Origin of the sequence: Streptomyces spiramenti (assembly GCF_012034385.1) — a bacterium.
Taxonomy (GTDB): Bacteria; Actinomycetota; Actinomycetes; order Streptomycetales; family Streptomycetaceae; genus Streptomyces; species Streptomyces spiramenti.
In genome coordinates, this window is sequence record NZ_JAAVJB010000253.1 from 1 (window position 1) to 6,508 (window position 6,508).

Annotated in this window: 3 protein-coding genes and 1 pseudogene; all 4 read left to right on the top strand. The window is 74.2% G+C overall.

Annotation, left to right across the window (positions count from 1 at the left end; genetic code table 11):
- The first annotated feature begins 66 nt into the window (after nucleotides 1-66).
- Nucleotides 67-726: a response regulator gene (locus HCJ92_RS20820; RefSeq protein WP_338054297.1), complete on the top strand. Its 660-nt coding sequence runs from the start codon at nucleotides 67-69 to the stop codon at nucleotides 724-726.
- Nucleotides 727-1,121: 395 nt separating this feature from the next.
- A complete protein-coding gene (locus tag HCJ92_RS20825) occupies nucleotides 1,122-1,913 on the top strand; it encodes an ArsR/SmtB family transcription factor (protein ID WP_167935151.1) in 792 nt (263 codons plus the stop codon).
- A gap of 11 nt (nucleotides 1,914-1,924) precedes the next feature.
- Complete coding sequence (locus HCJ92_RS20830; protein WP_338054295.1) at nucleotides 1,925-3,550, top strand: MFS transporter; 1,626 nt, start codon at nucleotides 1,925-1,927, stop codon at nucleotides 3,548-3,550.
- A 344-nt stretch (nucleotides 3,551-3,894) separates the two neighbouring features.
- Nucleotides 3,895-6,126 (top strand): annotated as a pseudogene (locus tag HCJ92_RS20835) (terpene synthase family protein); the annotation flags it as partial.
- Nucleotides 6,127-6,508: the final 382 nt, after the last annotated feature.

Here is a 6,508-nt window from a genome sequence, read left to right on the forward strand (position 1 = left end):
GTCCCGCCGCACACCTCCGCTCCGGGGCCGGGCGGCGGGACGGGGACCGGTGCGGAACCGGAGCCCATCCGCGTCCTCCTCGTGGACGACCAGGCGCTGTTCCGGGAGGGCGTCGCCGTCATGGTCAACGCCCAACCGGGGATGACGGTGGTCGGGCAGGGAGCGGACGGTGCCGAGGCGGTGCGTCTGGTGGACGAGTTGAACCCGGACGTCGTGCTCATGGACATCCGGATGCCCGTCCTCGACGGGGTCGAGGCGACCCGTCAGATCTTCGGGCCAAGCCGGGCCGCGCGACGGGAGAGGCCGGTGCGGGTGGTGGTGCTGACCACCTTCAACCTGGACGACCGCGCCGCGACCGCCATCCGGTACGGGGCGAGCGGCTTCCTGCTGAAGGACACCACTCCGGTGATGCTGGGCGACGCGATCCGCACGGTGCACGCCGGGAACGCCGTGCTGGCGCCGCAGGATCTCGCGACCCTGCTGGAGGGCACGTTCCGGCCGAGGCGCCCCGCCCCGCCCGGTCTCGACAACCTGACCGGCAAGGAACGCGACGTGCTCACGGCGGTCGCGGCGGGGCTGAGCAACTCCGAGATCGGTGCGAGGGTCTTCGTCAGCGAGTCCACGGTGAAGACCCATGTGGGTTCCATCCTGCGGAAGTTGGGTCTGCGGGACCGGGTGCAGATCGTGGTCTTCGCCCATGAGCACGGCCTCAACAGCCCGGGGTGACCCGCCGGACCGGCCGTCGGCCGGGACGGGCCCCGCATCCCGGGATCCGTCCCGGCACGCACGGCGTTCACGGCGCCCGCCTCTGCCGGGCGCCCGGCGCGGGCTCCGTCCGCCGCCGTCCAGCTGCCGCTCCCGCTGGCGCGTGCCGGTCCCGTCCGCTCAGCCGTCCGCAGCCGCCGGTTCCCGCTACGTCTCGTTCATGACCTGCTGAGGTAAATGTGCCGTGACGGTGGCTCTCGCTCGATCGTCCACAGGCTGTGGACAGTCTTTCGGTGTCGTCGGGTGGGCCGGCGCTCCCGGCAGCCGCGCCCCCTCGTGCTCCGAGTCGCGGCCATGCAAACAGTTCTTTGCCAAGAACTGTTTGCAAACACCTCTTGGTGTTCTACGCTGCCGTCATGGACAACGACGGAACAGGCCGCGCCGAACCGGCAGGACCGGCGGTCCCGCCGGAGGAGCCCACCCGCGGGACCGACCCCGGCGGGGATCCCTTCGCAGGGCGGAGCGCGGCACGCCTCGACGCCGGCAGCCTGCGCGCCGTCGCACATCCCCGGAGGCTGCGGATGCTGGGCGAGCTGCGCCGCCACGGCCCGTCCACCGCTACCCGGCTCGCCGCGAAGCTCGGCATCAACACCGGCTCCGCCAGCTATCACCTGCGGCAGCTGGCCGACGCCGGCCTGGTCGCCGAGGACCGTGACGAGGGCACCTCGCGCGAACGCTGGTGGCGCGCCGCCCACGAGATGACCCGCTTCGACGACCGTGAGCTGCTCGTCCGGGAGCCGGAGGCGTCGATGGCCTACATCCAGGCCATCGAGTCCTTCTACAGCGCCCGGTTGCGCAGCGGGGTCGAGGCGTATCCCGACATGCCCCGCGAGTGGCAGCAGGTGTTCACCATGTCCGACGTCTCGCTGCGGCTGACGCTGGCCGAGGGCGAGCAGCTGCGGGACGACCTGGTGGAGGTCCTCGCCCGGTACCGGTGGGAGGACCCGGACGCGCCGGGCGAGGCCCCGGAGGGCGCCGAGTACGTCAGCGCCGTGGTCCTGGTCCTGCCGGAGCCCGCGCCGCGGGACGAGGCGGCCGAAGAGGGGCGGCCCGGACCCGCGCCCGACGCCTCGCCCGGCAACCGCGCGGAGGGGCCCGACGACGCCCGTCCGACCGCCCCGCCCGCCGGGGACGGCTCCGCGCGATGAGCGGGACGACGGTGGCACTGGTACCCGCGGCCGGGCCGCCGACGGCGAAGGCGCGCGAACTGCGGCCCCTGGTGGGGCTGCTCGCGGCCCTGACCGTCGCCCTCACCGGTACCCGGGTCTCGGCGATCGCGATTCCGTGGTTCGTGCTCGTCACCACCGGCAGCGCTGCCCAGACCGGACTGGTCGTCTTCTGCGAGATGGCCCCCTACGTCCTGGCCAAGGCCATGTCCGGTCCGGTGCTCGACCGGACCGGGTCGCGGCGGATCTCCTGGACCACCGATGTCGCCAGCGCGCTGACGGTCGCACTGATCCCGCTGCTCCACTTCGCCGGGGCGCTGCCGTTCTGGGGGCTGCTGGCCCTGGTCGCCCTCGCCGGGGCCGCGCGCGGCCCCGGCGACCTCGCCAAGCAGATCATGGTCCCCGAGGCCGCCGACCGCAGCGGTGTGGTGCTGGAGCGCGCCACCGGCCTCGCCGGGATGGTGGAACGGCTGGCCTCCACGGTCGGGCCGTTCGCGGGCGGTGTGCTGATCGCCGTCACCAGCCCGCTGGTCGGGGTGCTGGTGAACGCGGTCTGCTTCGCGCTGGGGGCGCTGATCGTCGTCACCGTCCTCCCCCGCGGCATGGGGCGGTCGCCCGATCGCGGCGCGGTCCCCCACACGGGCGCGGTCCCCGCAGCGCGTGCGGTCCCCCACACGGGCGCGGTCCCCGAAACCGAGGCCGCTCACGGTCCCGGGGATGCGCACCCGCCCGGGGAGGCCCGGGGACCCGAGGCCGCTCACGGTCCCGGCGTCGATCGCGCCTCCGGGGCCACTACGGCTCCTCCGTCACCCGCGGAGGGCCGGGCCCCGGAGGGCTACTGGGCGCGCCTGGCGGTGGGGTTCCGGTTCCTGCGGAGCCAGCCCCTGCTGCTCCTGCTGTACGTCACCGCCGCCGTGACCAACCTGCTCGACGCCGCGTTCACCTCCGTGATGCTGCCGGTGTGGGTCGAGTCGTCCGGCAACGGCCCCGCCACCATCGGGCTGCTGGCGGCGGCGATGGGAGGCACCGCGGTCCTGGGAAGTGCGATCGCGGCGGTATGGGCCCACCGGCTGCCGCGCCGCCCGGTGTACCTCGCCGGGTACCTGGTGGCCGGGGCGCCCCGCTACCTCGCGATGGCGTTCGGTGCGCCGCTGTGGCTGGTGGTGCTGACCTTCGCGGTCGGCGGCTTCGGCGCGGGCTTCCTCAACCCGGTCATCTCGGCGGTCTGCTTCGAGCGGATCCCCCGGCACCTGCTGGGTCGGGTCACCTCCGTCGGCTCCTCGCTGGCCTGGGCGGGGATTCCGCTGGGCGGGCTGTTCGGCGGACTCGGCGTCACCGCGTTCGGCCTGACGCCGGTGCTGGTCGTCTCCGCGGTGCTGTACGCGCTGGTCACCACGGTGGCCGGCATGCGGCGGGAGTGGCGGGAGATGGACCGGGCCCGTGTCGCGGCCCGGAGGACGCGGGCACCGGGGCCGCCCGGTGCGTCCCCTGGCTCCGACACCTCCCGAACCGACCCGCCACCCGGTGGGCCGGCTACGCCCGGGCGTCCGACCGCCCCGACCACCCCGGCCGCCCCGACCCCGGTGGCCAGGGGAGGCGCCGCCGTGGACCCGTTCTGACGCCGCCTCACCGCGCCGCCGCTCCACCACGACTGCGACACGCCGACACCGCGGCGTGTCGTGGTCGCCGTCCCCGCCCGGGTCGTAGCGCGCCACTCACCCGTGCGCCCCCGGCGTACCCGGGTGGTTCCGCACGCCCGCGCCGCCCCGACTTCGTCGTCATCGCCCCCGTGCGCCCGCTGCTGCCGGTCGCCTCCCGCTTCGCGGCCGGGCCCGGCCCGCCGTCTCCCAGGTTCGTCGGTTTGTACGACCTTTGCGGTGCCGGGATGGCGCGCGCACGGCCCGGGTAGTTCCCGGCCGTCCGGGTCACCGGACGGCACGAACAGCTCAGGAAGGCTCCCCCGGTGTCAGCACAGCCGTTCACACTGCCCGACTTCTACACCCCGTATCCGCCGCGGCTCAGCCCGCACGTGGAGCAGGCCCGGCAGCACACCCGCGCCTGGGCCCGCCGCATGGGGATGCTGGAGGGCTCGGGCATCTGGGAGCAGCGCGACCTCGACGCCCACGACTACGCGCTGCTGTGCGGGTACACCCACCCCGACACCGACGCGGAGATGCTCAGTCTGATCACGGACTGGTACGTCTGGGTCTTCTTCTTCGACGACAACTTCCTGGAGGCGTACAAGCGCACCCAGGACCGCGAGGGCGGCAAGTACCACCTCGACCGGCTGCCGGCCTTCATGCCGATGGACCTCTCCGCCGGTTTCCCCGAGCCCGAGAACCCCGTCGAGGCCGGGCTGGGCGACCTCTGGCGGCGTACCGTCCCGGACCGCTCGGCCGCCTGGCGCGCCCGGTTCGCCGAGTCCACCGAGCACCTCCTCAACGAGTCGCTCTGGGAGCTGTCCAACATCAACGCCGGGCGGATCGCCAACCCCGTGGAGTACATCGAGATGCGCCGCAAGGTCGGCGGCGCCCCCTGGTCGGCCGGGCTCGTGGAACACGCGGCCGGTGCCGAGGTGCCCGTGGCGGTCGCGTCCTCCCGGCCGCTGCGGGTACTGCGCGACTCGTTCTCCGACGCGGTCCACCTCCGCAACGACCTCTTCTCCTACCAGCGGGAGGTCGAGGACGAGGGCGAGCTCAGCAACGGCGTCCTGGTGCTGGAACGCTTCCTCGGCTGCTCCACCCAGGAGGCGGCCGACGCCGTCAACGACCTGCTGACCTCCCGGCTCCAGCAGTTCGAGCACACAGCGCTCACCGAACTGGCGCCGCTCTTCGCCGAGCACGCCCTGGACCCCGCCGCCTGCGCCGACGTCCTCTCCTACGCCAAGGGGCTCCAGGACTGGCAGGCCGGCGGCCACGAGTGGCACCTGCGGTCCAGCCGCTACATGAACGACGGCGGCGCCGCCGCAGGCTCCGGGTCCCCGCTGACCGGCGGCTGGTCGGCACCCGGCCCCACGGGGATCGGCACCGCCGGCCAGGTCGTCCTCGGTGCCCAGGTCAAGGCCCTGCTGGGAAGCGCGCGTTCCGGGCTGCGCGGTCTGCGGCGCCACGCCCACACCCCGCACCAGCGGGTCGGGCCGTCGATCCTGCCCGACTTCGACATGCCGTTCACCGTCCGGCTCAGCCCGCACCTGGAGAGCGCCCGCCGCGCGACGGTGGAGTGGGGCGAGGCCATGGGCATGCTCCGGCCGCAACCGGGCGTCCCCGCCTCCGACATCTGGGACCGCGACCGCCTCGCCGGCTTCGACTTCCCGCTCTGTGCCGCCGGCATCCACCCCGAGGCCACCTCCGACGCGCTCGACCTCAGCTCGCAGTGGCTGGCCTGGGGCACCTACGGCGACGACTACTTCCCAGTGGTGTTCGGCCGCACCCGGGACATCGCGGCGGCCCGTGCCTGCAACGCGCGCCTCGCCCTGTTCATGCCGCTGGAGGGCGCGGCGGCGGTGCCGCCGTCCAACGCGCTGGAACGCGGACTCGCCGACCTCTGGGCCAGGACCGTCGCCCCGATGCCGCCCGCCGCCAGGGTGTCCTTCCGCGCCTCACTGGAGACGATGACCGCCAGCTGGGTCTGGGAGCTGGAGAACCAGGCGGCGCACCGCGTGCCCGACCCGGTGGACTACATGGAGATGCGCCGCGCCACCTTCGGCTCGGACTTCACCATGAGCCTCTGCCGGCTGCGCCGCGCCGACGCCATCGGCCCGGAGGTCTACGCGAGCGGCCCCGTCCGTTCGCTGGAGAACGCCGCCGCCGACTACGCGTGCCTGATCAACGACGTCTTCTCGTACCAGAAGGAGATCGAGTTCGAGGGTGAGGTCCACAACTGCGTCCTCGTCGTCCAGACCTTCTTCGAGTGCGACTACCCCACGGCGCTACGGATCGTCGACGACCTGATGCGGTCGCGGATGAGTCAGTTCCAGCACGTCGTCGCCCACGAACTGCCGGTGCTCTTCGACGACATGCGGCTCGGTCAGGAGGCGCGCGAGGCGATGGGCGCCTATGTGAAGGACCTGGAGAACTGGCTCTCCGGCATCCTCCTCTGGCACCGCGAGTGCCGCCGCTACCGCGAGGAGGACTGCTTGGAGGCGGTCAGGGCGCAGGCGTCCGCCGCCGCCCCGCCGCTGCCGGGCGGGTCGGCGCCGCTGCTCACCCCGGTCCCCTCCTCCGCCGCGGTGCCCCCGGCCCCGCAGCGCCCCGGGGGCTCCCGGTCCCGGTTCCACGGCCCGCCCCCGTTCCCCGTCCGCCGTCCGGCAGCGGACCGGACGGCAGAGGAGGACCCGTTCGCGACCCCGGCCGTCCGCACGCTCCTCGCCGACCCGGGTGACCTCCCGGCGCCGGCGCGCGGAACGGCGTCGTTCGGCACCGGACACGCGGCGGTACCGGGGGCGCGGGCCCCCGAGGCGGAGCCGTCCGTGTCCGCCCCGGGCCGTCCGGTGGTGCCCGCCGGGCCGACCGGCCTCGGCACTGCCGGCCTCCGCCCGGCCCTCGGACGCCCGACCGCCCACCCGCAGGGGGCTCGGA

Bases quoted from the DNA above. Each gene is read 5' to 3' on its own strand.
- HCJ92_RS20825 (WP_167935151.1), top strand. From the start codon at position 1,122: ATGGACAACGACGGAACAGGCCGCGCCGAACCGGCAGGACCGGCGGTC.